This window comes from Deinococcus seoulensis (genome assembly GCF_014648115.1).
In the GTDB taxonomy this organism is placed as follows: domain Bacteria; phylum Deinococcota; class Deinococci; order Deinococcales; family Deinococcaceae; genus Deinococcus; species Deinococcus seoulensis.
Map to the genome: position 1 here is coordinate 90,004 of NZ_BMQM01000012.1, position 24,777 is coordinate 114,780.

Consider the following 24,777-nt stretch of genomic DNA (forward strand, 5'->3'; position numbering starts at 1 on the left):
TGTTTCGCCAACAATCCGGAACCCGTTTCTCTCTCACTCGCATCCGCTCGGATCCAGCGGGCTGTAAAGCCCATTCAATCGGAGTCCGTATGAGCCCGGAGACCCCATGACCACCCTGCCCCACCTGAGCGCCGAAGAGGCCGCCGCGATCATCGACCACGTCAACGAGGACCACCCGGCCGAACTGCTTCTCCTGGCCCGCGCCTTCACGCCCGCCCCGACCCCCGACGCCGCCGCCGTGACCGCCCTGTACGAAGGCGGGCTGGACCTGCAGGTCACGCACGCCGCCGGGCAGGACACCTACCGCGTGCCCTTCACGACCACCGACGTGCCGCCCAAGGGGCGACTGCGGGCCACCGTCGCCGCCGCCCGCGAAGCACTGAACGAGCAGCCCCGCACCCGCGAGGTCCGCTGGACCGTGCAGGCCGTCACGTCACCCGGCGCGGACCTGCGCCGCCTGACCCTGCACGCCGACCCCGACACGCTGACCGGCTGGCGACCCGGGTACGCCGCCCGTTTCCGCACGCCCGCCGGGGAACGCACGTACACCCTGCGCCGCGTTCACCCGCAGGCCGCGCTCGTCGAGGTGGACGTGTACCTGCACGGCGACACGCCCGGCTCGGTGTGGGCGGCGGGACTGCAACCCGGCGACCCGGTGGAGGCCATCCTGGGCCGCCACGAGACCCTGCCGGACCTGCACGGCGGCGCGGCCCTGCTGCTGGGCGACGAGACCGCCCTGCCCACCCTGGCCGCGCTACTTGAACACTGGCCCGACGCTCCCGGCCCGCGCGTCCTGATCGAGATCGCCGACCCCGGCGGCGCACGCTACCTGGACGACGTGCGCCTGCCGCCCGGCACGCACCTGAGCTGGGTGCCGCGCGCCGGACCGTCCGGACAGGCACTCACACGCGCCGCCGCCTCACTCGACACCCCGGTCCGCGCCGCCTGGGGCGCGCTGGGCAGCCGCGCGGCCCGCGAGATCCGCACGCTGCTGCGCGCCGCGCACGGCCTCGACCCGGCCAGTTGCCGCGTCGTCGGGTACTGGCAGTCCTGACCCGCCCCATCCCGTTCCCCGACTTCCCCTGTCTCCCGACATCCCCCTTCCCCCGAGGTTTCCCATGAACGCACGCATCCGCACCTTCCACCTGCGCACCGCCGCCACCCTCCTGCTCCTGAGCGCCGCCCCCGCCCTGTCATCTGCGAGTGCCGCCACCGTGCGCGGCGTGGACGACGTGAGCGTCACCGTCACCGCCCCGAAACGCGTCGTGGCGCTGAACGCCACCACCGTCGAACTGATCTACCGCCTCGGCAAGCAGGGCACCATCGTCGGCACCGACGTGACCGGCACGTACCCCCCCAACAAGATTCCCAGCGTCGGCCACTGGGCGCAGCTGCCCGCCGAGGGCATCATCGCCCTGAAACCCGACCTGGTGATCGGCACCGCCGACAACTTCGCGACCGGCACGAACCCCGGCGTGGTCGCCAAACTGCGCGGCGCGGGCGTGAAGGTACTTGTGCTGCCTGCCACCGACACCGGCGGCCTGAACGGCGTGCGCACCCGCCTGGACCTGCTGGGACAGGTGTACGGCGTGCCCGGCGCGGCCGCCGCCCTGAACCGCTCGTTCGACACCACCCTGGCCGCCGTGAAGGCCAACCAGCCCGCCCGGAAGCCCCGCGTGATCTTCCTGTACGCCCACGGCCCCAACGACGCGAGCATCTACGGCACCAGCGGCGGCGCCAACGACCTGATCGAACTGGCCGGCGGCGTGAACGCCGCGCCGTTCGCGGACACCCGCACCCTGACCGCCGAGGCCCTCGTGACCATCAACCCCGACGCGATCATCCTGCTCGACCGCGGCCTGGAAGCCGTGGGCGGCGTGGACGGCACCCTGAAACTGCCGGGCGTGGCGCAGACGAACGCCGGCCGCAACCGCCGCATCTACTCGGTGGACAACTCGGTCCGCTGGATCGGGCCGCGCCTGCCGGAATTCGCCCTGAAACTCGCCCGCCAGTGGAAAGCCGACTTCAAGAAGTGACGGTTCTGAGCACCCAGGCGGCCGCGCCCAGCCGGCAACGCCGCCGCGCGGCCCTCACGCTCGGCGTCCTGCCGCTCGCGCTGCTGGGCGCGGTCGTACTGGCCGTCGGGAGCGGCGCGGTCGCCATCTCGCCCGCGCAGGTGCTGAGCATCCTGTACTCCCCGCTGGGCCTGCCGCCCCTGGAAGCCTTCGACACGCAGCAGGCGGCCGTCCTGAGCGGCATCCGCCTGCCGCGCGTGGTGCTGGGCGCGCTGGTCGGCGCGGGCCTCGCGGTGGCGGGCGCGGCCATGCAGGGCCTGTTCCGGAACCCGCTGGCCGATCCGGGCCTGCTGGGCCTGTCGAGCGGCGCGAGCCTCGCGGCGGCCGCGAGTGTGGTGCTGGGCTTCACGGCCCTCGGCCCGTACTCGCTGCCGGTCGCGGCGTTCACGGGCAGCCTGCTGTGCACCGTGCTGATCAGCGTCCTGGCGCAGAGCCGGGGCCGGGTGGAGGTCAGCACCATGCTGCTGGCCGGGATCGCCGTGAACGCCCTGTGCGGCGCCGGGACCGGCCTGATGACCTTCCTCGCCACCGACGAGCAACTGCGGACCATCACCTTCTGGAGCCTGGGCACGCTGGGCGGCGCCACCTGGCCCGGCGTGCTGAGCGCCGCGCCGCTGATCCTGCTGGGCGCGCTGCTGCTGCCGCTGCTGGGCCGCGCCCTGAACGCCCTGACCATCGGCGAGCACGGCGCCGCCAGCCTGGGCGTGCCGGTCGGGGCCGTCAAGTGGGTCACCATCACCCTGATCGCCCTGAGTGTCGGGGCGGGCGTCGCGGTGTCCGGCACCATCGGGTTCGTCGGGCTGGTCGTGCCGCACCTGCTGCGCCTCCTGACCGGCCCGGACCACCGGACACTGCTGCCCGCCTCGGCCCTGGCGGGCGCCACGCTGCTGGTCCTGGCGGACCTGCTGGCCCGCACGGTCGTCACGCCCGCCGAACTGCCCATCGGAATCATCACGGCCCTGATCGGCGCGCCGTTCTTCCTGCACCTGCTGCGCGCCCGCCGCGGCCAGGAGCGCCCGTGACCGCCCCCACACCAGTCCTCTCCCTGGACGCCCTGACGGTCAGCGTGGCCGGACGCACCCTGCTCGGCAGCGTCACCACCAGTCTGGTGCGCGGCGAGGTGCTGGCCGTGCTGGGCCGCAACGGCGCCGGCAAGAGCACCCTGCTGCGCGCCGTGACCGGCGAACTGCGCGCCGCCGGGGTCACGCTGTTCGGGCAGCCGCTCGCCACGCACCGCCCCGGCCCGCTGGCCCGCCGCCGGGCCGCCGTCGCCCAGCACACGCCCCTGAACTTCGCCCACGAGGTACTGGACATCGTGCTGCTGGGCCGCATCCCGCACGGCCGCCACGAGACCGAACGGGACCGCGAGATCGCGCGGGACGCGCTGCGCCGCGTGGGCCTGAGCGGCTTCGAGACCCGCGACATCCTCACCCTGTCCGGCGGCGAGCAGCAACGCGTGCACCTCGCCCGCGCCCTGGCGCAACTGCACACGGACGACCCCACCCCCGACCGCGCCCTGCTGCTCGACGAACCCACCGCCAGCCTCGACCTCGCGCAGCAGCACGCCGTCCTGCGTCTCGCCCGCGACCTCGCCGCGCAGGGTGTGGGCGTGCTGGCCGTACTGCACGACCTGAACCTCGCCGCGCAGTACGCCGACCGCGTCCTGATCCTCGCCGGCGGACAGGTGCTGGCCGACGGCCCGCCCGATCAGGCACTCACGCCCGCCACCATCCGCGCCGCGTACGGCCACGACGTCCTCGTGACCCGCCACCCGTGCCTCGCCTGCCCACTGATCGTCAGCGCCAGCTGAGCTGCGCCGCCCCGCAGGTCCGGACCACTGTCAACCTCTGATCAATGAGTGAAGTCGTGTCGCGTCATATGAGATGGAGCAGCTCGACGAAAGATTCTGACTGGCATGCGGTTGTCTCAACCGGCGCCAGATGTGGCGCAGCACAATACCTGGCACCCGAGGTCGTCACCAGTAAGGTGTCCAGTCCCGGGTCAGGCGCGTGAGCGCTTCGAGGTAGAAGTAGTCGCCCCAGAGGTTCGCCTCGTCCACACCGATGCCGTGTGGTCGGTGGTAGACGCCATGCAGGAGCAGGGCGTTGGACGCGTCGTGGTCGGTGGTTGCGTAGTGCCGGATGAGTGACGCGACGATGCTGTGGGCAGTGCTGACTGCCTGGTTCCGGTCGGAGCCGTCGGGCAGCCACCTGGCGAGTTCGAGGAGTCCGCACGCTGCGATGGCAGCGGCGGAGCTGTCGCGCGGCTCCCCTGAGGACGCGTCGAAGGACAGGTCCCAGTACGCGACGTGATCGGCCGGGAGGTGGGACAGGAAGTACCCGGCGAGCTCGCAGGCCGTTTTCAGGAAGCGGGGGTCGCGGGTGGCGGCGTAGGAGAGGGCAAATCCGTAGATGCTCCACGCCTGTCCGCGCGCCCAGCAGGAGTGGTCGTGTGCGCCCTGATGGGTGCTGCCGGTGAGGGGGACGCCGGTCTGCACGTCGAAGTGGAACGTGTGGAAGGTGGTGTGGTCGGGGCGCACGAGGACGTCGCGGGAACGCAGGGCGTGCTGGTACGCGGCGGCGCGGTAGCGGTCGTCGCCGGTCTGTTCGGTGGCCCAGTACAGCAGGGGGAGATTCATCAGGCAGTCGACGATGATGCGCCCACGTTGCGCGGGGTCGTGCAGGTCGCCCCACGCCTGGATGATTCCAGCGGCCGGGAAGTACCGCCTGAGCAGCAGGTCCGCGGCGTCCAGGGCTGTCTGTCGGGCGACGGTACTGCCGGTCAGGCGGTGCGCGGCCACGCAGGAGAGGCTGTACAGGAACCCGAGGTCGTGGTGGTCGATGTCGACGGCCCGGTCGAGCCGGTCACGGAAACTCAGGACGTGCGTGTCGGCAACCGTGCGGTAGCGGTCGTCGGCGAGGTGTTCGTAGGTCAGCCAGAGCATGCCGGTGCAGAAACCGGTGGTCCAGCCGACGTTGGCACCTTCGGGTTCACCCTGCTGGGGTGGGCGCGGCCGGTACTGACCCTGTACGGTCGCGTCGTCCGGGAACGTGTGGCCGAGCCACGGGAGGTTCCGTTCGAGTTTGTGCGTGGCGGCGCGCAGGGCCTCACCGAGTTCATGTGGTTGCAGTGGTGGGGTGGTCGGGTGAGGCGTGGTGGTCAGTGTGGTTGGGGTGGTCATGCGGTCTCCGGGTGTGGGGAGGAGTGAGCGGGGGGTGGGGGCAGGGCGCCCCGGTGGCGGATGACGTGCGCGGCACTGGCGTGCGCCGTGCGGGCGGCCTGTTCTGGCGGCTGGGCGCGGGTCAGGGCGTGCAGGAACGCGCCGTTCCAGGCGTCCCCGGCACCCGTGGTATCCAGGACGTCCGGGACGGGCGGGGCGGGAACGTGCAGGGGCTCGCCGCCGGGCTCGCACAGCCACGCACCGTGCGGGCCGTCCTTGAGAGCCACGGTCACGTCCAGCGCCGCAAAAGCCCTCGCGGCGCCGGGCGCATCCGATGGGGTGTGGTCCAGCAGCGCGGCGTCTACCGGGAAGCTCGGCAGCAGCAGATCCACGCAGGGCAGCAGCTCGTGCAGGGCGGCGCGGGCGGCGTCCAGGCCCCCACGCACGGCCCACAGGCGCGGTCGGTGGTTCGGGTCGAACGCGACGCGCGTGCCGCACTGGCGGGCGAGCTGCGCGGCGTGCCGGGTGGCAGCCTGCGCCGAACCGCTGATCGCCTGAGTGATCCCAGACAGCAGCAGCGTCCGGCTGGCGGCGACGTACGCGGCGTCCACGTCGGCCGGACTCAGGTGAGTAGCGGCGCTGCCCGCGCGGCGGTACGTGAACTCGCGTTCGCCGCCCGCGTGCAGCGAGATGAAGTACACGCCGTTCTCGCCGTCCACCAGCGGCGCGTGGGTGACGTCGATCCCCTCGGCCTGCCACGCGCGGCGCAGTCCGTGGCCGAACGGGTCGCTGCCGACGCGGCTGATGAACCCGCAGCGGCTCCCGAGGCGCGCGGCACTCACCAGCGCGTTGAGGGTGTCCCCGCCGCAGGCCCGCGTGAGCTGCGCGGCGTCCCCGAGCGGACCGTCCGCGTGCAGTTCCACCATGCACTCCCCCAGCGCGATCAGGTCCAGGGACCGTTGCGGGTGGGTCACAGCGCCCCTCACAGTGGCAGCCCTGCCTCGCGCAGCGCGGCGCGGGTGGCGGCCTCCACGGCGTCCCAGTCACCGTCCTGCACGGCCCGTGCGGGGAACAGGTGCCCGCCCAGGCCCACGGCGAGCGCCCCGGCCGCGCGGTAGGCGGGCACCTCGTGCGGGCGGACCCCGCCGGTCGCCATGAGGTGCAGGTGCGGCAGCGGGCCGCGCAGGTCGCGGATGAAGCCGGGACCGCCCGCGCTGGCCGCCGGGAAGACCTTCAGTACCCGTGCGCCCAGTTGCCCGGCACGCACGGCCTCGCTGGGCGTCAGGATACCGGGCAGGTACGGCACGCCCAGGGTCTGCGCCTCGCGCAGCAGGTCGTCATCAAGGTGTGGACTCACCAGGAACGCCGCCCCGGCGTCAACAGCCTCGCGGGCCTGCGCGGCGTTCAGGACCGTGCCGACCCCGACGGTCACGCCGCTCAGCTCGGCCCGCAGGGTGCGCAGGGCGTCCGTCACGCCGGGTGTCGTGAAGGTCAGTTCCAGCACGCGCAGTCCGCCCCGCGCGGCGGCGCGGGCCGCGTGCACGGCGGCGTCCACGTCCGGGGCGCGCAGCACGCCCACCACGCCGGCGGCGCGCAGCGTCTCTGTCAGGGACACTGCGCGCATGACGTCAGCGGGCAAGCCAGCCTCCGTCCACCACCAGCACGTGCCCGTTCACGTAGTCGCTGGCGGGCGACGCGAGGAACACGGCGGGCTGCGCGAGGTCCGCGGGGCGGCCCCAGCGTCCGGCGGGAATGCGGTCCAGGATGGCGCGGCTGCGGTCCGGGTCGGCGCGCAGCGCGGCCGTATTGTCGGTCTCGACGTAACCGGGCGCCAGGGCGTTCACGTTCACGCCGCCCGAGGCCCACTCGTTCGCGAGGGCCTTCGTGAGGCCCGCCACGGCGTGCTTGCTCGCGGTGTACGCGGGGACGCGGATGCCGCCCTGGAAGGCCAGCAGCGAGGCGACGTTGATGATCTTCCCGTGCCCGCGTTCCAGCATGCGCGCCCCGGCGGCGCGGCACAGGCGCCACACGGCGGTCTGGTTCAGGACGATCACGTCGTCCCAGTCGGTGTCGCTGAAGGTGCGGGCGTCGTCGCGGCGGATGATCCCAGCGTTGTTCACCAGGATGTCCACCGGCCCCAGCTGCGTTTCCACGCGGTCCAGCAGGGCGTTCAGGTCGCTGCTGCTCTGGGTGCTGAGGTCGGCCTGAAACGCGGCGAAGCGTCGCCCGGCGGCCTGGACCTGCGTGCCGGTCGTGCCGTCGTGGTGGGTGTGGGTGGTGATGGCGACGTCCGCTCCGGCCTGCGCGAGGGCGACGGCGATGGCCTGCCCGATGCCGACCCCGCCGCCCGTGACGAGCGCCACGCGGCCACTCAGGTCGAAGGGGTTGGTGCTCATAGGCACCGTGCTCACAGCATCCCCACGGTCTTCTGCACCCAGCCGACGTCCGGGTCGAGTTTCACGCCCTGCGCGCGGCCGTCCCCGGCCAGGAACCACAGGTAGTACCCGGCGTAGCCGGGGGCGCTGACGTACGTGTGGTACCCGTGCGGAATGGCCAGCAGCGTGTCGTCGCGGACGGTGTACGTCTGGTCGTACCCGCGTTCCGGGGAGTAGTGGCGGGTCAGGCCCCAGCCTTCGGGGCTGGACACGCGGAAGTAGTACATCTCCTCGTGGAATTTCTCGCTGCCGGCGTTCTCCTCGTGGCGGTGGGGGGGGTAGGTGCTCCAGTGGCCGCTGGGCGTGAGGGTTTCCCCGACGATCAGGCGACTGGCAGGCAGGCCGTTCGGCGCGACGAGGATCTCGCGGAACTGCCGGGCGTAATTCAGGGTGCCCCACTGGCCGGTGTTCACCTGTTCGGGCCGGATCTCGTAGGGGGCGGTGTCGAGGTCGCTGGGCGCGGACGGCAGGGCGCCCTGGAAGTCGGTGTGGGCGGTGACGGTCCAGGTATGCCTGCGTGGGATGTACACGCTGTGGGGCAGGCCGGTGAAGACGCTGGCGCGCCCCCCGACCGAGTCGAAGGTGTGGTCGCCGACCTGCACGCGGGCGCGGCCGCTCAGGGCGACGAGGAGGTGCTCGCGGTCGCCGGATTCGCCGCTGACGCTCTGCCCGGCGGTCAGGTTCAGTTTCGCGAAGTCCAGCAGCTGGCACGAGTCGTCCTGAAGGGGCTGCAGGCCAGGGGCCGACGGGATGGTGTGGAAGGTCTGGGTCATGCGGACTCCTGGTGTGCCGTGGATTGGTGTGATGTGGATAGGCGCGCGGTTGAAGGGGCGGAGCAGCTCCCGGCCTGACTGGAGGCAGTGCTGGCGACGGGGGCTCACCTGAACTGGACAGCGGCGAGTGCCGTGCGGCCGGGCGCGGCTGTCCCGTCCCGCAGCGGCGGTGAATTCCGCTGCGGGTGCCTGTGGTGGGTGGATTTCCGGGGAGTGCTGGCGGGCGTGGGTTCAGGTCACGTGGGCAGGGCGGGTCACTGCTTGACCGCTCCGGCCAGACCGTTGACGAAGTAGCGCTGCATGACGAGGAACAGGACGATCACCGGCAGGATGGCCAGGACGATGGCGGCGGCCAGGCCCACCCAGTCCGAGGCGTTCTCTCCCTGGAAGGCGACCAGTCCGGACTGCAGGCTCCGCAGCGCGGGATTCCCGATGGTGTACACGACCGGGGTCAGGACGTCCTCCCAGGAGTGCACGAACTGGAAGATCACCACGGTCGCCGTGACCGGCCATACGAGCGGGATGGACATCCGGAATTTCTGCCAGAAGTTCGCGCCGTCGAGTTCGGCCGCCTCGTAGAGTTCATGTGGGACGGTCCGGAACGCGCCGATGAACAGCAGCACCCACAGCGACCCGGTGCCGCCCTGCACGAGCGGAACGACGAACGGTGTGTTCAGCAGCGTGAAGAGGTTCTTGTCGATCCAGTTGATGAGCTGGAAGTTCGGGATCATGGCCGCCTCGACCGGTACGAACACCGACAGGGTCACCAGGGCGATCAGCAGGGTCCGGCCCGGGAAGCGGAAACGGGCGAGGACGTACCCGGCGAGCATGGATCTGGCGACGGCGATCGCCACGGACAGTGCGCCGTACAGGACGGAATTCCCGAAGTACTGTCCGAAATTCGCGACCCGCCAGGCGCGGACGTAGTTTTCGAGGCCCATGAAGCGTTCCGGCATGAGTTGCGCGCCGGACGTGAAGACGTCCTGACTGTCCTTGAAGGACGCCGCGACGATCCACACGAGCGGGTACAACCACAGCAGCGAGAGGGTGCCCAGGAACAGCCAGACGGGCAGGTTGCGCTGCGCGCGGCGCAGGGGAGAGGAGTGGGTCATGCGCGGGCCTCCGGGGTGCCTTGGCGGCGGGTGACGACGGTCTGGATGACGAGCAGCGTGACGATCAGCAGGCCGAAGATCAGGCTGCCGGCCGAGATGTAGCCGTAGCGGGCGGGCGTCTGCGTGAAGGCCTGCGAGTACACCCACAGCTGCATGACGGAGCTCTGCGTGCCGGGTCCGCCGCCGGTGAGGGTCAGGACGATGCCGAACACGCCGAACGCGTTGACCAGTCCGAGCAGGGTGATGATGAACGCGAACGGTTTGATGGCCGGGAGGGTCACGAACCACAGTTCCTGCCAGAAGGAGGCGCCGTCGATCTGGGCCGCTTCGGACAGGGAGTCGGGGATGCCTTCAAGCGCGGCGATCCAGTAGATCAGGTACTGCCCGAGGATCTGCCAGACGCTCACGCCGATCAGGGTCATCATGGTCGCCGCGTGGGAGCCGAAGAACAGGTTGTCGCGCAGGTCGATCCAGCCGAGGTCGCGCAGGACGGCGGGAATGGAACCGTTGAGGGGGTTGAGCAGGAACGAGAAGATCAGGCCGGCCACGGCCGTGGGCACCAGGACCGGCAGGAAGTAGACCGTGCGGAAGGCCCGTTTGCCCCAGATCCAGCGCCGCGTGAGCAGCACCGCGAGCACCAGTGACAGCGGCAGTTTCAGGGCGGCGTTCCCCAGCGCGAAGATGAGCGTGTTGGCGAAACTGCGCCAGTACAGCGGGTCCCGGGCGAGTTCCTGGAAGTTGGCCAGCCCGGTGAAGTTCAGGCCACGGCTCGGCAGGCGGAAGTCGGTGAAGGCCCAGGTCAGGGTGGCCAGTGCGGGCCACGCGGTGAAGGCCAGGAAGGTCAGCAGGAACGGTGTCAGGAACAGGTAGCACCACAGCCATTCCTGGCGGCGGCCGCGGCGGCCGGGCGCTCGGGTGGTGCGGGCCGCTGCCGTGCGGACGGGCCGGGTCTGTATGCTCATGCTGCTCTCCGTGTGGTGGTCTGCGTGGCGTGTGGTGCGCTGAGCGGCGTCGGCCCGGCCCGCGCGGGGCTACGGGCCGGGATCTGTGTGCTGCTCAGGGCTTGCACAGGGGGTACTGGGCGAAGTTGAAGTTGGTGGTGGGTTTCCAGCTGGCGTACTTGAAGTAGTCCAGGCTGACGTTGAGGCCCTTCTTGCGTTCCGCGGCGAGGTTGGCGGTCAGGAGTTTCTGACGGCCCTCGGCGAGGGTCTGCGCGACCGGTTTCCAGTCCTGTCCCTTGATGAGGGCCTCGACGACGCTGGACATCTCGTTGGGCAGCGAGGTGTCGGCGAGGGCGTCGCGGTACGCGGTGGATTTGCCCATGTCGCTGCACGCGAGTTGCGGGGCGGGCGTGGCGACGCGGTAGTTGTTCTTGGCGATCGACACGATCCGGCTGATGATCTTGTCGTTGGGGTCGATGAGTTTGGAGTTGTTCGCGAAGCTCACGAAGCCGTAGCCGCCGCCGACGTAGCCCTTGGCGAAGGCGCCGTTGGGGTCCGTGAGCCACTGGACGAACGCCCAGGCGGCGTCCTTGTTGCGGACCTGTGAGGTGACCTGCAGGTCGACCGGGAGGGTGGCCTTGGTGAGTTTGCCGCGCGGTTCGCCGTCCGGGGTGGGGATTGGCGCGACGGAGTAGTCGAGTTTGGCGAAGCCCATGCTGCGCAGCACGCTGGGAATCCAGGACCCGTCGGGGTAGAACGCGGCCTGCCCGAGTGCGAAGGCCTGCCGGGAGGCTTCCTTGGTGGTGGTCTCGACGCCGGGAATGAAGTACTTCTGGTCGTACATCGTTTTCAGCAGGTCCCAGGCGCGCAGGCGGGCCGGGTCGGCGTAGGCGAAGCGGCCGGTGGTGTAGTTGAAGTCGCCCTGCGTGCCGGCTGTGGCGGTGAAGGGAATCCAGAAGCGCTGGAACTGGGTGGGGTTGGTGAACGAGGCGCTGAAGCAGGATTTGCCGCGTTGTTTGACCTTCTCGCAGACGCTGAGCAGCTGTTTCCAGGTGCGGGGCATCTGCGTGGCGGGGTTGATGCCGGCGTCGCGCAGGACGGCGTTGTTCGCGAAGAGGTAGCCGGGTCCGAAGATGGTGTTGTCGAAGACCGGGACGCCGTAGATCTGGTTGCCGAGCATGGTGGTGCCGTTGACGAAGGTGTTCTTGGGCCAGCGGGACTTGAAGGAGGCGGGGATGGGTTTGCCGCCGCTGATCGGGGCCAGCCAGCCGTTCTCTTTCATCTGTTCGAGGCTGGTGTCGAAGGTGTAGAGGATCAGGTCGGGGGCGTCGCCGCTCTGGAAGGCGAGGGGCAGGGTCTTGCGCAGGGCGTCCTCGGACTGGACTTCGAATTTGATGGTCCACTGCGGGTATTTCTTGTTGAAGGCCGTTTCGAGGGTCTTGTAGAGCTCGGCCTGTTCCAGCGAGATGCTGGCGATGCGCAGGGTGGGTTTCTGCGCGTTGGCCGTGGAGAGCGTGAGGCTGACGGTCAGGGCGGCCAGGGTGAGGACTCTGCGCATGGGGGGACTCCTGTGGGTGTGAGGGGCGACGGGTGGACGGCGCGAAACGGCGAGGTCAGCGGTGGGTGTGGACGTTCAGGCACCTCGGGTGGTGTCTGGGGGATGACGTCAGCAGAATTGGATTTATCGTTAAACCCACTGTAACGGAGCGGTCAGGTGATGTCAATGCCATCCCCCCAACCCAGCGCCCCCCCAGCAGGAACGCCACGCCGTCACCGCCTTCCCACACGGCCGGTCCATGCGTGCAGGAGCGCGGCCGGTTCCGGAGTGCACCCGGACGATCAGGTCCGCGCGGCTGTCGACCCCCGCACGACCAGCTCACTGGCCAGATTCACAGGTCCCGCCGGCACCGCTTTCCCATCCAGAATGCTCAGCAGCAGCTGCGCCGCGCCCTCACCCAGCGCCCGGAACGGATGCCGGACAGTGGTCAGCGGCGGGAACACCTGACTCGCCAGGGGAATGTCGTCGAAGCCCACGACCGAGACGTCCTCCGGGATCCGCAGACCCAGGTGCCTCGCGGCTTCCATCGCACCGACCGCCGAGAAATCATTGGCCGCGAAGATCGCCGTCGGCCGCTCCGGCAGGGCCAGCAACTCGGCCGCCGCCGCGAACCCCCGCACCTGCGTGAAATCACCCGTCCGCACGAGGTGCTCGTCCACTGCCAGCCCGGCGTGCTCCAGCGCCGCGCGGTACCCACGCAGCCGCTCATGGCTCTGCCCTGACCCGGCGTCACCGGTAATGAATCCAATGCGGCGGTGCCCGAGCCCCAGCAGGTACTCGGTCGCCTGCCGCGCCGGCACGAAATTATCCGCCAGCACGGTCGGCAACCGCGTATCCGGCCCGTTGTAGTTGATCAGCACCACCGGCACCCGGCTGCGCTCGAAAATCTGAACGTCCGCCGCCGCCGCGCGTGGCATGGCGATCAGCAACCCGTCCGACAGCCCCTGACTGAGCGCCGTGACCCGCTCCCGTTCCCTCCCGGCATCGGCAGACGTGGTGTACAGCAGCATGTCGTACCTCGCCTCACTGAGCGCCGCCTGCACACCCTGAGCGATCTCCACCGACACCGGATCCAGCGCCGGGAGGACCAGACCCAGCACCTGCGTCCGCCCACTCTTGAGGCCGCGCGCCAGGACATTCGGCACGTATCCCATCTGCCGCGCGACCGTCAGGACCTGCTCACGGGTCGCCTGGGACACCTTGCCACGGTTGTTCAGGACATTCGAGACGGTCATGGCGGACACGCCACACCGCGCCGCAATCTCGGAGAGCGTTACCGGGGCGGGCATGAACGGCACCCCGAACAGAAACCCGACAGACAGGAGACGGACATGCAGGTGGTGATATCACAGCAACCCGTGGGCGCCAGTCATACAGCCCGGCCGGGGACGTGAACAGAAGGACTACTGTCAGTCCCGGTCAAACGAAGCCCAGACCGGCCGGACTGTGCACCACAGGGCAGGTGACAGGCAACGATGTGTGCGGCTGCCACGCGGTCGTCCTGACCCCCGCCGCTGCCGCCGGTCCCGTCCCTCGCCCGTTCCCGCCCAGCAGAGGTCCAGCATGACGCACCCGTCCGAACCCCAGTCCCACCCATCCGCATCCCGGCCTGTTCTCCGCCGCGCGGTCGCCGTCGCCCTCGACATCGGCGGGAGTCACGTGACAGCCGCGCCCGTCGACCTGCGCGGCCGCGCCGTGATCGCTGCCCCCATCCGGCTGGACCTGTCCCATGACGCCCCGCACGACACCCTGATCGGCGGCTGGGCCGAAGCGGCCCTCGCTGCCCTCGCCGGGGCCGGTGAGGCCGTCACCGTCACGCACCTCGGACTGGCCGTCCCCGGCCCCTTCGACGCGGCGCGCGGCGTGTCCGGCATGACCCACAAGTTCCGGGCGCTGTACGGCCGGGACGCCCGCGCCGCCCTCTCGGCCCGGCTGTGCGGCACGCCGCTTCAGGACACCCCCATCCTGTTCGGGAACGACGCGGACCTGTTCGCCCTCGGGGAATGGTGGGCCGGCGCGGGCGAGCAGCTCGACACCATCGGCGTCACGCTCGGCACCGGCATCGGCTCGGGCTTCATCCGCGCCGGACAGGTTCAGACCGGTGGCCCCGGCGTGCCGCCCGGCGGGGAACTGTGGAACACCCCGTTCCGCGGCGCCACCGTCGAGGACGCCGTGAGCGGCGCCGCCCTGACCCGCCTCGCCCACGACCACCTGGGCATCACGCTGGACGCCCGGCAGCTGGCCGCGCTGCCCGCCGATCAGTCCAGTCCGGTCTGGACAGCGTTCGGGCAGACGCTCGGGGACGCGCTATCGCCCTGGGTGCAGGCGTTCGGGCCACAGCGGGTGGTGCTGGGCGGCAACATCAGCCGGGCGTTCGGGCAGTTCGGGACGGCCCTGCAGTCACGGCTGCCGCCCGGCACGCAGGCGCGGCAGAGCCGGCATTTCGAGCACGCCGCCCTGCTGGGAGCCGCGCAACTGCCCGGCCCCGACAACACGCCGCACTGAATGTGCAGGCAACCTGCCTGAAAGAAGCGGTGTGCCGCCGGGATGTCTGTTACGCTGCGCTGGCACACAACCTTCCACAGTCAACGGCCAGCGGAGTAGCCTCTGCTCCGGTTCTGGCCCTGACTGAACCCCGTGAATACGGGTCGCCCAGTCATGGATCGCCCAGTCAGTCACGGGTCACCCAGTCCTGAGACAGGGCCGGTCCTCAAATCTCACGCAATGGAGTGAACAGCTATGGTCAACGTTTCAGGCACCACCGCCCCTGGGTTCGAACAGGTCCGTGAAGTTTTCATCGAGAATTTTGCTGAGCGAGGTGACATCGGCGCCGCCTTTGCCGTCGTTCTCAACGGCGAACTGGTCGTCGACCTGCACGGCGGCGTGGCCGATCCATCCAGCAGCCGACCCTGGGCGGACGACACGCTGGTCAACGTCTGGTCAACGACAAAGGGCGTGACCGCCGCCTGCTTTGCCATGCTCGCCGACCGCGGGCGCATAGATTATTCGGCGCCCGTGGCACGGTACTGGCCTGAATTTGCGGCGGCAGGCAAGCAGGACGTCACCGTCGCCATGCTGCTGTCACACCAGGCGGGACTCAGCGGGTTCCGCGATCCCGCCCAGATCGAGGACTTCTACGACTCCGAGCAGGCGGCGGCGCGACTGGCGGCGGCCGAACCGTTCTGGGAGCCGGGCACGCAGGCGGGGTACCACGCCGTGACAGTCGGGTTCATGGCCTCGGAACTGTTCCGCCGGATTGACGGGCGCCGCCTTCGCGAATTCGTACGCGACGAACTGGGCAGCCTCGACATTCATATCGGACTGCCGCGTTCCCGCGCGGCGGGCGCCGCCACCATGCTCGCGCCGCTGACACTCAACTCGTCCAGTCTCATAGGCGATCTCACCCCAGCTCAGATCGCCGCGCTGGCCAATCCACTGATCGACCCGCTCGCCCCGAACGATCCAGCCTGGCAGGCAGCGGAAATCCCGTCGGCCAACGGGTTCGCGACGGCCCGCGGTCTCGCCCGACTGTACGGCGCCCTTGCCAGCGACGGCCAGATCGACGGAACGCACCTCGTATCGCCTGCCACCGTCAGAGCGGCGACGACAGAACAGTTCCGTGGCGTTGACGCGGTACTTGGCGCAGAGGCCAGCTGGGCCAGCGGATTCCTGCTCAACAGCAGCGGTGTGTACGGACCGAACCAGAGTGCGTTCGGTCACTCGGGCTGGGGCGGTTCGTTCGCATCCGGTGATCCTGAAGCGGGCATCGGCATGGCGTACACGATGAACCAGATGGGCACCGACCTGATCGGTGATCCGCGCGCCATGGCCCTGATCAGAGCGGTCTACTCATCCAGATGACCCGCAGCCGGGAGTGCCCTCCTCCCGGCTCCACGCTCTTCATCACGGAATCAAAGGCACTGACAGCCGGGGCTGAACCCGCTGAGCGTGCCGCGTCCGGTTCATTCGTCTCCGTCCGGTTCCCTGCCTGGGGCCACACATTTCATACGGACTCCGATTGAATGGCTTATAAAGCCGCTGGGTCCGAGCGGACTCGTAGAGCTGCGCAGCAGAGCGGGTAGGAGTCGAAGCGGGTTCCGGACGTGGAGTTAACAGGTCGGTGGTGTTCCGATCTGTTAACGAAACAAACGGAATCCGTATCACTGCGAAGCATGCTGGCCGCCGACCTGCTCGAAACGCTGCTGCCAGTGGCGGGGTCGTCATGACCCGCCTGGCCTCATCAGGCGAGGTCGGGTACGCTGCGCCGACGCTGCTCATAACGTTATGAGCAGCGCTCTGCTCATCCGGCTGGGAGGGCCGCCGCGTCCGTCTGTACGTTGTGCACGGTGTCCTGTCCGGCCAGCCGGAAGCGGTAGGGCCGATCCGTGCCGGTGCGGGTCAGGTGCAGCGTTCCGCCGTCCCGCCGCACCGTGACCGTGAAGTCCTCGCTGCCGTCCGGCCGGTAGAGGGTGGCCGTGGCCGCGCTGCCGTCGGGGAGTGCGTACAGCGTCAGCAGGGGCCGGTCGCCGTGGTCGAAGTCAGGCCGTTCCTGTTCCTCGCCCGTGGCGAGCAGCGTGCCGGGCCGCACGTACAGCGGCGCCGACATCACGCCGTGCGTCTCGGTGCGCCACGCGGGGCCGTGCGCGACCTCGCCGGTCAGCAGGTGCGTCCAGGTCCCGGCGGGGAGGTACACCTGCACGCGGCCGTCCTCGCGGAATATCGGCGCGACGAGCAGGGACTCGCCCAGCAGGTACTGGCGGTCGAGCGCCACGCAGGCGGGGTCGTCGGGGAATTCCAGCAGCATGGCGCGCATCACCGGCAGGCCCCGGCGGTGCGCCGTGATGGCCTGCGCCCACAGGTAAGGCATCAGCGACAGTTTCAGGCGCGTGAAGAAGCGCAGGACGTCCACGCTCTCCCCGTCGATCAGCCACGGCACGCGGTACGTGGTGCTGGCGTGCAGGCGGCTGTGCGACGACAGCAGTCCGAATGCCACCCAGCGTTTGTACAGGGCGGGCGGTGGGGCGCCCTCGAAGCCGCCGATGTCGTGACTCCAGAAGCCGAACCCGCTGAGGCCCAGGGACAGGCCGCCGCGCAGGCTCTCGGCCATGCTCTCGAAGGTCGAGTCGCAGTCGCCGCCCCAGTGCACCGGGAACGCCTGCCCCCCGGCGGTGGCGCTGCGGGCGAACAGCGTGGCCTCGCCGGGTCGTTCGGCCTCCAGTGCGCGGAACACGCAGGCGTTGTACTGCTGCGCGTAGTGGTTGTGCATCCGCTCGGGGTCGCTGCCGTCATGCCACGTGACGCCCTCGTGCGGGATGCGTTCGCCGAAGTCGGTCTTGATGGCGTCCACGCCCTGCCGCGCCAGGCGCCGGATGTGCCCCGCGAACCAGTCGGCGGCCGCGGGGTTCGTGAAATCCACGATGCCCATGCCGGGTTGCCACAGGTCGCCCTGCCACACGCCGCCGTCCCCTCGGCGCAGCAGGTAGCCCTCGCGGGCGGCCTCGGCGAACAGCGGGGATTTCTGCGCGACGTACGGGTTGATCCACACGCTGACTTTCAGTCCCCGCCCGCGCAGCCGCGCGAGCATGCCCTCGGGGTCGGGGAACACGGCCGGGTCCCACTGGAAGTCGCACCACTGGAAGGCCCGCATCCAGAAGCAGTCGAAGTGGAACACCGACAGCGGGATGTCCCGCTGCGCCATGCCGTCCAGGAAGGACGTGACGGTCGCCTCGTCGTAATCGGTAGTAAAGGACGTGCTGAGCCACAGCCCGAAACTCCACGCGGGCGGCAGCGCCGGGCGGCCCGTCAGGCGCGTGTAGCGTTCCAGCACCTCGGCCGGGGTGGGACCGGCGATCACGAGGTACTCGAGCGCCTCGCCCGGCACGCTGAACTGCACGCGCGACACCCGCTCGGTGGCGACCTCGAACGACACGGCGCCCGGATCGTTCACGAACACGCCGTACCCTTTGCTGCTCAGGTAGAACGGCACATTCTTGTACGCCTGGTCGCTGCCGGTGCCGCCGTCACGGTTCCAGATGTCCACCGTCTGCCCGTTCTTCACGAACGCCGTGAAGCGCTCGCCGAGGCCGTACACGAGTTCGCCCACGTCCAGTGTCAGGCCCTCGTGCATGAAGGTCCGCCCGTCGTCCCGGCGGACGTAGCCCATCCCGCGCCCGGCCGAGCGGGTCAGCGGCTCGCCGCCGTGCAGGAAACGCAGGCTCCACGGGAAGCGCGTCACCTCGGCGCGCAGCGGCCCGCTCGTGAGGGAGGCGAGCGTGTCGTCGATCTCGATCTGCACCGGCGCGTCCTGCCCGTCCAGCGCGAAGTGGGGTCCGGCGTCCGGGCCGCCCTCGAAGTGCGTGACGCGCACCCGGATCACGCCCGGCAGCGGCGATGAGAGCCGCACGGTCAGCATCGGCCCCTCCAGCGTGTCGCCCCGGTGCCGGACCGGGCGGGTCGGGGCGAACAGCTCCAGCGTGTCGCCGCTGCGCCGCGCGTCGAAGGCCTCGGCCGGGTGCGCGACCTTCACGCCGGGCAGGGTCAGCCAGTTCCCGTCCGTGAACTTCATACCCCGGCCCCCTCGCGGATCAGGCGCACGCCGTGGGGGGGCAGCGTCAGGGCCGCGTCCACGGCCTCGCCGCTCAGCAGGTCGGTGCCCGTCACGCCCGGCACCTCCACCCGCCGCTCCTCGGGCGCGTGGTTCAGCAGGAACAGGAAGCGCCCGCCCGGCCCGTCGCGGCGCGTGACCTCCACGCCGTCCGGCAGGTCCGGCACCAGGGGCGCCACGCCCGCCTCGTCGCACAGCGCGCGGGTCAGGACGCGCAGGCCCGCCGGGTCCAGGCTGCTGCCCAGCTTCCAGGCCTGCCCCCGCCCGGCCCGGCGGCGCGTCAGGACCGGCGCGCCCGCATAGAAGTCCCGCCCGTACGTGCCGAGCACCTCGGCCGTCTCGACGCGCAGCTGCTCGAACAGCAGCGTGCAGCCGAACGTGCCGCTCAGCCCCCGCTGCATCACCACCTCGTTCGTCTCGCCGGGCGGCAGGGCGTCCACCTCCTCCACCCACACGCCCAGCAGGTCACGCAGCGGTCCCGGCGGCCCGCCGGGGAACACCCGGTCGGACCCGTCGGCCACGCCGGTCATCAGGCCCGCCAGGAACACGCCGCCGCTCTCCACGAACGCCGTCAGTTTCTGCGCCGCGCCCTCCGGCAGCAGGTACAGCAGGGTGGAGGCCAGCACGCCGTACCCGCCCAGGTCACTGTCCGGCCCGACCAGATCCACCGCGTACCCCTGCGCGTGGAACGCCTCGAACAGCGCCGTGACCTCCCGCAGGTAGTGCAGCGCCGCCGACGGGCCGCTGGAGTTCTCGACCGCCCACCACGCGGGCCAGTCGAACCACACCGCCACCCGCGCCGGGGTCCGCGCGCCCAGCGTCACGTTCCCCAGGGCCCTGAGCTCCGCCCCGAGTTGCGCCACCTCGCGGAACACGCGGGTGTCCGTGCGGCCGTGGTGCTCCATGACCGCCCCGTGGAACTTCTCGCACGCACCGACCGAGCGGCGCATCTGGAAGAACATCACCGCGTCCGCGCCGTGCGCCACCGCCTGCCACGACTGCAGCCGCATCACGCCGGGCCGCTTCAGGGCGTTATACGCCTGCCAGTTCTGCTGGCTGGGCGTCTGCTCCATCAGCAGGAACGGCTCCCCGCCCTTCAGGGACCGCATCAGCGTGTGCCGCAGGGCAATCGCCGCCGGGGAGTCCTGCGGGCTCGGGTACGAATCCCACGCGATCACGTCCAGGTGCGGCGCCCACGCGCGGTAGTCCAGCGGGCGGTACGTGCCCATCAGGTTCGTGGTGATCACCGCGTCCGGAATCTCCGCGCGGATCGCATCGGCCTCCAGGCGGTAGGCGCCCAGCAGCGCGTCCGACATGAAGCGCTGGTAGTCCAGGGTCAGGCCCTGCACGGCCGTGACGCGCTCGCCGCCCTGCACGCTCAGTTCGTTCGGGACGACGATCTCGTCCCACGCCGTGATCGTCTGACTCCAGAACGCTGCGTTCCACGCGTGGTTCAGTGCGTCCAGCGTGCCGTAGCGCCCGCGCAGCCACACCCGGAAGGCCGCCTCGCAGTTCGGGCAGTAGCACGCGCCGCCGAACTCGTTCGACACGTGCCACAGCGCTGCCACGTCCCGCCCCGCGTAGCGCCGCGCGAGCTGACCCGCCAGCGCCGGGGCGAGGCGCCGGTACGCCGGGCTGTTCGGGCAGGCGTTGTGCCGCCCGCCGAAGCGGTGACGGCGGCCCTGCTCGTCCACCCGCATCACGTCCGGGTACCGGGTCGCCAGCCACGCGGGCACGGCAGCGGTACTCGTGCCCAGGCACGCGCGCATCCCGCGCGATTCCAGCAGCGCCAGCACCTCGTCCAGCCGCGCGAAATCGTAGGTGTCCTCGGTGGGTTGCAGGGCCGTCCACGCGAAGATGTTCACGCTCAGCAGGTCGATGCCCGCCTGCTCGAACAACTGCACGTCCTCGTCCCAGACGGGCCGCGCCCACTGCTCGGGGTTCCAGTCACCGCCGTAGGGAATCTTGCTGAAGGGAAGGTCGGTCATGGAATCTCCAGGGTCAGGCCGCGCCCAGGGGCGCACAGAGGCGAGAGGGTGGGACCGAGCGTCACGTCGCCCGTCATGGGCACCGTGACCTGCACGGTGGTGTCGCGGCTGTGCACCCGGACCGGTCGGGCGGGATCGCCGGACTCGCGGCGCAGCGTCACCCGCGTGAGCGCCCCGGCCGCCCAGGCGAGGTCCACGCGCAGGCCGCCGCGGGCCCGCAGGCCGCGCACCGACCCGTCCGGCCACGCGGCGGGCAGGGCCGGGAGGAGGCGCAGGCACGCGGCGTCCGGACCGTTCAGGTTGTCGGGCAGGTGGCTGTTTCCCAGGTGGCTGTGCAGCAGGCCCTCCAGCAGCGCGGCGGCCGCGCCGAAGTTCGTGTCGATCTGGAACGGCGGGTGGTCGCCGAGCAGACTGTCGTGCGTGGACTGCGTCAGCACCCGCGTCAGGGCCGCGTGCAGGCCCGCGCCGTCGCCCAGCCGGGCGCAGAGGGCGGCGATCCACGCGGCGCTCCAGCCGGTGTGCCCGCTGCCGTGCGCCAGGCGGTCGTCCAGCGCGGCCCGGCAGGCGGCGCGGCCCGCGTGGTCGTCCTCTGGAATCAGCGTGCCGGGGAACAGCGCGAACAGGTGAGACAGGTGCCGGTGCCCCGGCTCGGCGGGCGGCGGGTCGTGCGCCCACTCGCGCCGCGCCCCGAGTCGGCCCGGCTGCGGGCGCGGCAGGCGCGCCAGAACCCCGTCCAGGCGGGCCAGGAGGTCCGGGTCCGTCACGCCGAGCGTGCGGGCGGCACTGCGCGCGGCGCCGCACACCTCGCGGATCAGGTCCAGGTCCAGACTGGACGAGGCGCCCACCGCGCACACCCGCCCCGATTCGTCCAGGAAGGTGTTCTCCGGACTGGTCGAGGGCGCCGTGCCGGGCGCGCCGTCTGGTCCCGTGACCAGCCAGTCGAGCAGGAACCGCGCCGAGCCTTCCAGCAGCGTCCAGGCGCGCTCCAGCTGCGCCCGCTCGGGCCGGAAGCGGTACGCGTCCCAGGCGTGCAGGGCCAGCCACGCGCCGCCCAGCGGCCAGCACGCCCAGGCGGCCGACCCGTCCGTGGGGGTCGCCATGCGCCACAGGTCGGTGTTGTGGTGCGCCGCCCAGCCGCGCGCGCCGTACCAGTCCCGCGCGACCCGCTCGCCACTGGCGGCGAGGTCCGCCATCAGGGCGTGCAGCGGCGCGGCGCACTCCGGCAGGGCCGCGACCTCCGCCGGCCAGTAATTCATGGGCGCATTGATGTTCAGCGTGTAGTCGCTGCACCACGGCGGCTGCACGTGCGGGTTCCAGAGGCCCTGCAGGTTCGCGGGCTGCCCGCCCGGACGCGAGGCGCTCAGCAGCAGGTAGCGCCCGTACTGCACGTGCAGGGCGTGCAGGCCGGGATCGTCGCCCCCGGCCCGCACGGCCGCGAGGCGCCGGTCGGTGGGCTGCGCCGCGTGCCGGTCCGGGCCGAGGTCCAGCGTCACGCGGTCCATGAGTGCCGAGACGTCCGCCGCGTGCCGCCCCCGCAGCGCCGCGTACCCGAGAGCCTGCGCGGCGTCCAGCCACGCCTCGCAGCGCGCCCCGGCGTCCGGATCGTCGGGCGGAAGGTTCCACGCCCGGAACGACGTCGAGGCGCTCAGCAGCAGCGTCAGCGCGTGCCCCCGCACGCGCAGCCCGCCCCGGTCCGCCGTGACCTCACCCTCCACCACCCGCAGCGAGACGTGAAAGCCCACGCCCCGGCCCGGCGTGTACGCGGGCTGCGGATGCACGGTCAGCGGGCCGCGCCCGGTCAGACGGATTCCGGTCGCCGTCCCGTTCTGCGTCACCGCGCCCGGATGCGGCGTGGACAGCGCCACGCGCCACACCGCCTCCCGGTCCGCCTGCCAGCGCAGCGCCAGCACGCGGTCCGGGTGACTCACGAAGCACTCGCGCTGCTCACCGGGGCGCGTGACCGTGTGCAGGGCGTCCCTCAGCGACAGCGACCGGCGGTACCCGGCCCCCGCCGGTCCCTCCGGTGCGTCCAGCCGCCCGACCCTCAGCGTCCCGAGCGGCTGGAACGCCTCCGGGGGATGTCCCGTGAAGTGCGCCTCCATCAGGGTCTGCGCGTCATGCCAGCGCCCCCGCGCCAGCAGGTCACGCACCTGCGCCAGCGCGCCCGGTGGCGGCGCAGGTGCGGACGCGCGGCCGTCGCCGCTCCAGAGGGTGCCCTCGTTCAGGTCGATGCGTTCAGTGCGGGCGCCGCCCCACACCATGGCGCCCAGGTGCCCGTTCCCGAGCGGCAGCGCGCGGGTCCAGTCGTCGGCGGGTTGTTCGTAATGCAGCGTCAAGGACACCTCGCGGCGGGCGTTCGGAGAGGGAGCGTGTGCGCCGGTAAAGCGGCGAAGAGGGGAGACGGGCGCCGGGGCCTACTTGATGACGCCCCAGAGTTTCAGGCGGTCCTTGATCAGTTCGGTCTCCATGACGGCGTACTTGCCGAGTTTGCTGTCCAGTTCGGCCAGGAACGCGTCGTACGCCCGGTCGAAGTCGGCGGGTTTCCCGAGGATCATCTTCGGGATGGCGCGGCGGGTGATGTCCTGCTCCTTGTTGAAGAACTCGTTCAGGGGGTTGTCCTGCGGCACCTGGATGGACCACGCCGCGCCCCACGCCTTGGGCTGGAAGGAGCTGGCCTTGGGCAGCAGGTCGTTCCACAGCCGGGCCTTGTACGCCTTCAGGGCGGCCTTCTCGGCGGGCGTGTACGCGTCGATGATCTGCTCGGGGTAGGTGGTCGTGTAGTAGTTGCCGCTCTGGTCTTTCACGCCGTCGCCGTACCGCACGGAGATGTTGTAGTTCCCGATGCCGGTGGTCCGCTGGAACGCGGCGGGGTTGGTGTTCTTCTGCTTCAGGACGGCGGCCGGAATCACGCGCTTGCCCCCCTGCACGGTGTAGTGCTTGCCCTTGATCCCCCAGTTCTTCAGCACCTGCCCCTCGGGACTGGCGAGGTAATCGAGGAACTTGATGGCCGCGACCGGGTCCTTGCAGGCTTTCGTGATGCCGATGCCCCACCCGCCCACGAACCCGGTCGGCTGGTTGTACGCGGGCCGGATGCCGGGCTTCGTGGTCACGCCGAAACGGCCGTACATCTGCTCGGTCTTCCCGGCGGCTTTCAGGGCGTTCACGGCGTCCCCGATCTGCCACCCGGCGTCGATCAGGCCGACCACGCGGCCCGAGGCGATCTTGGCGAGGTACTGGTCGTACTTCTGCGTGAAACTCTCGGGGTCCAGCAGGCCGATGTCGTTCATGTGGTTCAGCCAGCGGAAGTACTCGCGTTCCTCGGGCCGGAAGAAGTGCAGGGTCGCCTTGTACGTCTTCGGGTCGATGTACCACTCGCCGTCGTCGCTGCCGCCCGTCGCCCAGAAGGCCGGGTTGGTCACGCTGATCAGGAAGCGCCAGTCGTCGGCGAGCAGGCTCAGGCCGATGGTGGGCCGTCCGTCCGGGGTTTTCGGGTGCGCCTTCACGTACGTGGCGATGACCTTCTCGTAGTCTTTCAGGGTCCTGACCTGCGGGTACTTCTGTTCCTTCAGCGCCCCGAGTTGCAGTTTGAACCAGGCGTCCGTGTCGAAGTACGTCTGCCCGATGGGGTCGTTGGTGGGAATGAAGTAGATGCCGCGGTCCCTGTTCGAGAAGCGCATCCGGTCGAATTCCTTGCCCATGATGCGTTTGATGTTCGGCGCGTACCGGTTAATCAGGTCCGTCAGGTCCAGCATCGCCCCGGCGTCCACCAGCACGCCGCCCGCGCCCTTGGGTGAGATCAGGTCCGGGTACTGGCCGCTCGCGGCGATCAGGTTGATCTTCTCGTCCGGGCTGCCGACCGCGAACTCGGCTTTCAGGGTCACGCCGGTCTTCGCGGTGATCACCCGGCCGATCTCGTCCTGCATGCCGTTCCAGTTGGCGTTCGGGTCGGCGAAGAACGCGCTGAACGTCACGGGTTTCGGGGCGGCGCCCTGCGCGGCGACGGGGCCGGTGGCCGTCAGGGCCAGCGTGAGCAGGGCGAGGCCGGTCAGGGCCGGGGCGGACACGGTGCGGGTACGGTTCATGGGGCCTCCAGGGGGCGTGCGGGGCAGGAATGAGGGGGTGCAGGGGCGC

19 protein-coding genes are annotated in these 24,777 nt (G+C 70.7%); 6 read left to right on the forward strand and 13 right to left on the reverse strand.

Features of this window, described 5'->3' with window-relative positions:
- Positions 1-106 precede the first annotated feature (106 nt).
- From IEY70_RS10340 to IEY70_RS10355, 4 genes are all read left to right on the forward strand, one after another.
- Complete coding sequence (locus IEY70_RS10340; RefSeq protein ID WP_189064932.1) at positions 107-1,054, forward strand: SIP domain-containing protein; 948 nt, start codon at positions 107-109, stop codon at positions 1,052-1,054.
- A gap of 64 nt (positions 1,055-1,118) precedes the next feature.
- Positions 1,119-2,036: a heme/hemin ABC transporter substrate-binding protein gene (locus IEY70_RS10345; protein WP_189064933.1), complete on the forward strand. Its 918-nt coding sequence runs from the start codon at positions 1,119-1,121 to the stop codon at positions 2,034-2,036.
- Positions 2,033-3,097: a FecCD family ABC transporter permease gene (locus tag IEY70_RS10350; protein ID WP_189064934.1), complete on the forward strand. Its 1,065-nt coding sequence runs from the start codon at positions 2,033-2,035 to the stop codon at positions 3,095-3,097. Before IEY70_RS10345 ends, IEY70_RS10350 begins: the two co-directional genes overlap by 4 nt.
- Positions 3,094-3,885: a heme ABC transporter ATP-binding protein gene (locus IEY70_RS10355; protein WP_189064935.1), complete on the forward strand. Its 792-nt coding sequence runs from the start codon at positions 3,094-3,096 to the stop codon at positions 3,883-3,885. Before IEY70_RS10350 ends, IEY70_RS10355 begins: the two co-directional genes overlap by 4 nt.
- 165 nt (positions 3,886-4,050) lie before the next feature.
- On the opposite strand, the gene IEY70_RS10360 is transcribed toward IEY70_RS10355, so the two are convergent.
- The 9 genes from IEY70_RS10360 to IEY70_RS10400 form a co-directional block, all read right to left on the reverse strand.
- A complete protein-coding gene (locus tag IEY70_RS10360; RefSeq protein ID WP_189064936.1) occupies positions 4,051-5,256 on the reverse strand; it encodes a glycoside hydrolase family 88 protein in 1,206 nt (401 codons plus the stop codon).
- Positions 5,253-6,209: a sugar kinase gene (locus tag IEY70_RS10365; RefSeq protein WP_229777821.1), complete on the reverse strand. Its 957-nt coding sequence runs from the start codon at positions 6,207-6,209 to the stop codon at positions 5,253-5,255. The genes IEY70_RS10360 and IEY70_RS10365 overlap by 4 nt, the downstream gene beginning before the upstream one ends.
- Positions 6,210-6,217: 8 nt before the next feature.
- Positions 6,218-6,874, reverse strand: a complete 657-nt coding sequence (locus tag IEY70_RS10370) for a bifunctional 4-hydroxy-2-oxoglutarate aldolase/2-dehydro-3-deoxy-phosphogluconate aldolase (RefSeq protein WP_229777822.1) — start codon at positions 6,872-6,874, stop codon at positions 6,218-6,220.
- Complete coding sequence (kduD, locus tag IEY70_RS10375; RefSeq protein ID WP_268243908.1) at positions 6,864-7,646, reverse strand: 2-dehydro-3-deoxy-D-gluconate 5-dehydrogenase KduD; 783 nt, start codon at positions 7,644-7,646, stop codon at positions 6,864-6,866. The genes IEY70_RS10370 and kduD overlap by 11 nt, the downstream gene beginning before the upstream one ends.
- Positions 7,643-8,443, reverse strand: coding sequence for a 5-deoxy-glucuronate isomerase (gene iolB / locus IEY70_RS10380; RefSeq protein ID WP_189064937.1), 801 nt, complete (start codon positions 8,441-8,443; stop codon positions 7,643-7,645). The genes kduD and iolB overlap by 4 nt, the downstream gene beginning before the upstream one ends.
- A 254-nt stretch (positions 8,444-8,697) precedes the next feature.
- Positions 8,698-9,555, reverse strand: a complete 858-nt coding sequence (locus IEY70_RS10385) for a carbohydrate ABC transporter permease (RefSeq protein ID WP_189064938.1) — start codon at positions 9,553-9,555, stop codon at positions 8,698-8,700.
- On the reverse strand, positions 9,552-10,517 hold the full coding sequence (locus tag IEY70_RS10390; RefSeq protein WP_189064939.1) for a carbohydrate ABC transporter permease: 966 nt from the start codon (positions 10,515-10,517) through the stop codon (positions 9,552-9,554). The genes IEY70_RS10385 and IEY70_RS10390 overlap by 4 nt, the downstream gene beginning before the upstream one ends.
- Positions 10,518-10,611: 94 nt before the next feature.
- Entirely contained in the window at positions 10,612-12,054 is a 1,443-nt protein-coding gene (locus tag IEY70_RS10395) for an ABC transporter substrate-binding protein (RefSeq protein WP_189064940.1), read from the reverse strand.
- Positions 12,055-12,335: 281 nt separating this feature from the next.
- Positions 12,336-13,343, reverse strand: a complete 1,008-nt coding sequence (locus IEY70_RS10400) for a LacI family DNA-binding transcriptional regulator (RefSeq protein WP_189064941.1) — start codon at positions 13,341-13,343, stop codon at positions 12,336-12,338.
- A 274-nt stretch (positions 13,344-13,617) separates the two neighbouring features.
- Between IEY70_RS10400 and IEY70_RS10405 the strand changes: the two genes are divergently transcribed.
- Together IEY70_RS10405 and IEY70_RS10410 are read left to right on the forward strand one after the other, a co-directional pair.
- Positions 13,618-14,559, forward strand: a complete 942-nt coding sequence (locus tag IEY70_RS10405) for an ROK family protein (protein WP_189064942.1) — start codon at positions 13,618-13,620, stop codon at positions 14,557-14,559.
- A 234-nt stretch (positions 14,560-14,793) separates the two neighbouring features.
- On the forward strand, positions 14,794-15,915 hold the full coding sequence (locus tag IEY70_RS10410) for a serine hydrolase domain-containing protein (RefSeq protein ID WP_189064943.1): 1,122 nt from the start codon (positions 14,794-14,796) through the stop codon (positions 15,913-15,915).
- Between the two features lie 439 nt (positions 15,916-16,354).
- On the opposite strand, the gene yicI is transcribed toward IEY70_RS10410, so the two are convergent.
- The 4 genes from yicI to IEY70_RS10430 all read right to left on the reverse strand — a co-directional run bounded on the left by yicI (position 16,355) and on the right by IEY70_RS10430 (position 24,728).
- Positions 16,355-18,619: an alpha-xylosidase gene (gene yicI / locus IEY70_RS10415; RefSeq protein WP_189064944.1), complete on the reverse strand. Its 2,265-nt coding sequence runs from the start codon at positions 18,617-18,619 to the stop codon at positions 16,355-16,357.
- The gene (locus IEY70_RS10420; RefSeq protein ID WP_189064945.1) at positions 18,616-20,646 is read right to left on the reverse strand and encodes a beta-galactosidase; all 2,031 of its coding nucleotides are present in this window, start codon (positions 20,644-20,646) and stop codon (positions 18,616-18,618) included. Before IEY70_RS10420 ends, yicI begins: the two co-directional genes overlap by 4 nt.
- Entirely contained in the window at positions 20,643-22,982 is a 2,340-nt protein-coding gene (locus IEY70_RS10425; protein ID WP_189064946.1) for a glycoside hydrolase family 95 protein, read from the reverse strand. The genes IEY70_RS10420 and IEY70_RS10425 overlap by 4 nt, the downstream gene beginning before the upstream one ends.
- A gap of 78 nt (positions 22,983-23,060) precedes the next feature.
- Entirely contained in the window at positions 23,061-24,728 is a 1,668-nt protein-coding gene (locus IEY70_RS10430; protein ID WP_189064947.1) for an ABC transporter substrate-binding protein, read from the reverse strand.
- Positions 24,729-24,777: the final 49 nt, after the last annotated feature.

What these genes read in the sequence shown, in the direction of transcription:
- IEY70_RS10340 (WP_189064932.1), top strand. Translation starts at nt 107, where the DNA reads ATGACCACCCTGCCCCACCTGAGCGCCGAAGAGGCCGCCGCGATCATC.
- IEY70_RS10345 (WP_189064933.1), top strand. Translation starts at nt 1,119, where the DNA reads ATGAACGCACGCATCCGCACCTTCCACCTGCGCACCGCCGCCACCCTC.
- IEY70_RS10360 (WP_189064936.1), bottom strand. Translation starts at nt 5,256, where the DNA reads ATGACCACCCCAACCACACTGACCACCACGCCTCACCCGACCACCCCA.
- iolB (WP_189064937.1), bottom strand. Translation starts at nt 8,443, where the DNA reads ATGACCCAGACCTTCCACACCATCCCGTCGGCCCCTGGCCTGCAGCCC.
- IEY70_RS10385 (WP_189064938.1), bottom strand. Translation starts at nt 9,555, where the DNA reads ATGACCCACTCCTCTCCCCTGCGCCGCGCGCAGCGCAACCTGCCCGTC.
- IEY70_RS10390 (WP_189064939.1), bottom strand. Translation starts at nt 10,517, where the DNA reads ATGAGCATACAGACCCGGCCCGTCCGCACGGCAGCGGCCCGCACCACC.
- IEY70_RS10395 (WP_189064940.1), bottom strand. Translation starts at nt 12,054, where the DNA reads ATGCGCAGAGTCCTCACCCTGGCCGCCCTGACCGTCAGCCTCACGCTC.
- IEY70_RS10400 (WP_189064941.1), bottom strand. Translation starts at nt 13,343, where the DNA reads ATGCCCGCCCCGGTAACGCTCTCCGAGATTGCGGCGCGGTGTGGCGTG.
- IEY70_RS10405 (WP_189064942.1), top strand. Translation starts at nt 13,618, where the DNA reads ATGACGCACCCGTCCGAACCCCAGTCCCACCCATCCGCATCCCGGCCT.
- IEY70_RS10410 (WP_189064943.1), top strand. Translation starts at nt 14,794, where the DNA reads ATGGTCAACGTTTCAGGCACCACCGCCCCTGGGTTCGAACAGGTCCGT.
- yicI (WP_189064944.1), bottom strand. Translation starts at nt 18,619, where the DNA reads ATGAAGTTCACGGACGGGAACTGGCTGACCCTGCCCGGCGTGAAGGTC.
- IEY70_RS10420 (WP_189064945.1), bottom strand. Translation starts at nt 20,646, where the DNA reads ATGACCGACCTTCCCTTCAGCAAGATTCCCTACGGCGGTGACTGGAAC.
- IEY70_RS10430 (WP_189064947.1), bottom strand. Translation starts at nt 24,728, where the DNA reads ATGAACCGTACCCGCACCGTGTCCGCCCCGGCCCTGACCGGCCTCGCC.